The sequence below is a fragment of the Flavobacterium sp. NKUCC04_CG genome, assembly GCF_019345525.1.
Classification (GTDB): Bacteria; Bacteroidota; Bacteroidia; order Flavobacteriales; family Flavobacteriaceae; genus Flavobacterium.
In genome coordinates this window covers 1-230 of the sequence record NZ_JAHKRA010000083.1, presented here as the reverse complement: position 1 = coordinate 230, position 230 = coordinate 1, and the positions used below count along the sequence as shown (strand labels likewise).

Below are 230 nucleotides of genomic sequence, written 5' to 3'. Positions count from 1 at the left end.
GATCACCACATCAACTCCTTTTTCGTTTTTATAGGTGTAGCTCCCGTTGCCATTATTGGTCAGGGTAGTCAGCGTTTCATGGCTTTTGATAAGCTGAGATAAATCCAAGCTATGGGTAGCACCGCTTGCATCGGTATAGGTCAATCCATTTTCGCCAAAACTAACGTTGCCCGAATTGGAAGTCAGGTATTGATTTAATACTTCGCGAACAGTCGGGTTTTGGATGATTT

General features: G+C 43.0%; 1 pseudogene. It reads right to left on the bottom strand.

Going from position 1 to position 230, the window contains the following annotated elements:
* Positions 1-230, bottom strand: a pseudogene (locus KO524_RS15305) (hypothetical protein); the annotation flags it as partial.